This window comes from Paenibacillus contaminans, assembly GCF_003285015.1.
Classification (GTDB): Bacteria; Bacillota; Bacilli; order Paenibacillales; family NBRC-103111; genus Paenibacillus_V; species Paenibacillus_V contaminans.
In genome coordinates this window covers 1-1,536 of the sequence record NZ_QMFB01000074.1, presented here as the reverse complement: position 1 = coordinate 1,536, position 1,536 = coordinate 1, and the positions used below count along the sequence as shown (strand labels likewise).

1 protein-coding gene is annotated in these 1,536 nt (G+C 49.3%); it reads right to left on the bottom strand.

From position 1 onward, the window contains the following. Nucleotides 1-29: 29 nt before the first annotated feature. Nucleotides 30-1,484 (bottom strand): IS1182 family transposase, encoded by a 1,455-nt coding sequence (locus DQG23_RS41590; RefSeq protein WP_113036951.1) that lies wholly within the window; start codon nt 1,482-1,484, stop codon nt 30-32. Between the last annotated feature and the right edge of the window lie 52 nt (nt 1,485-1,536).

Sequence of the window (1,536 nt, the reverse complement as noted above, 5' to 3'; positions counted from 1 at the left end):
GTTTTTCAGACTGTTTAGAAAGTACCTTTTTATGCAGCAAGGAGGGGGCCACGCATCATGAAATGGTCAAATAACTCACAAAAATACCCTTTTATGTGGGCGTGTTCGCACTCCCCCTTCCTGGCCAGGTACCGTACTATCTTCTTTAGGTTCTGTGCGATGGCCGTCATCAATGCTTGTTCCTGGGTTTTCTCTTTGCCCCGGAACCGGCAACGGCGAAGCCCGTGGAGCTCTTTGGCATCCGCGAAGCTTCGCTCTATGGTCTGGCAACGGAAGACGTATACCGCCTGGCCATTGTCGCTCTGTCGGTTTTGGACGACTTGTTCTTTGTACGTTTCCCATATATGTCGCTGAATCGTCCGCTGCTTACTCGCACTTGTTGTGCATGTTTCGTTTAACGGGCAAGCCTTGCAGGTGCTAGCGTCCGATCGGTACTCTCTATAGCCACTGCGGTTCGTTGTCGCGTAGTGCAGGAGCTCGCCCGAAGGACAAACGTAACAATTACGTTCCTTGTCGTAGGTAAAATGCTTTTTAGGAAGTGTGCCTTCAGCCGTTGGGGCGCTTCGTTCTGCAATGACCGTAAAGATGTTCATATCCAGGGTCTCTTTGCAAATGTAAGGCGTCATGTATCCGGAATCCAATGCGACAGCCTCGAGCGTCGAGCCAAAACCGAACCTGTCGATCTGACGCTTGATTCGTTCCACATAAACGGTTGAATCATTCACGTTGCCGGGTGTCACAAACACATCGGTGATGATGTTGAATTTGTGATCGATTGTGCGGTGATCCAGATAGAAAAAGCCTTCCGGCTTTCCTTTGCGCATCATAAAACCGCTCTCCGGGTCGGTCGTGCTCACTTTATGTGTCTTCTCGCTCGTCTCCCCCTCTGCAGGGGGGAATGGCTTTTTTCCATGTAATTCCCGATCCTCGTTGATCGCTTTCTCAAGTTCGCTTATATACTCCTGTGGCGTTTCGGTGACGACTTGCATCGTGAATCGATTCTTGTTGGCATTCGCCTGGATATGAGTGGAATCGGTAATGAGTAGCCGGCCGGCCACCATGTGATGTTGAATCGCCAGCTCAACGACTTCGTCAAAGATGTCTTGAAACACAGTTGTACCGTGGAAACGCTTGGTGCGATTCCAGCTAATCGTCGAGTGGTCCGGTACCGGATCGGAAAATCCAAGGCCAAGAAACCACCGGAAGGCGACATTGACGACGATTTCTTGTTCCAGTTGCCGCTCGGAGCGGATTCCAAAGAAGTAACCAATGAGCATCATTTTGAACAAAATGATGGGGTTGAGAGCAGGGCGACCATTCTTTTCACTGTAGAAAGGACGCACACGTTCCGTGATGAAAGAAAAGTCCACATGTTCGTGGATCAACCGTAGGAGGTGGTTTTTGGGTACTAAGGATTCGATGCTGACGAATTCCATTTGATAGGTTTGTTCTTTACTAGGATTCCTACGGTCGAGCACGAGCATCAACGCCTTTCGGGACAGTTTATTACCATTATTATATCATATTAACGCGCTG

What these genes read in the sequence shown, in the direction of transcription:
- DQG23_RS41590 (WP_113036951.1), bottom strand. Translation starts at nt 1,484, where the DNA reads ATGCTCGTGCTCGACCGTAGGAATCCTAGTAAAGAACAAACCTATCAA.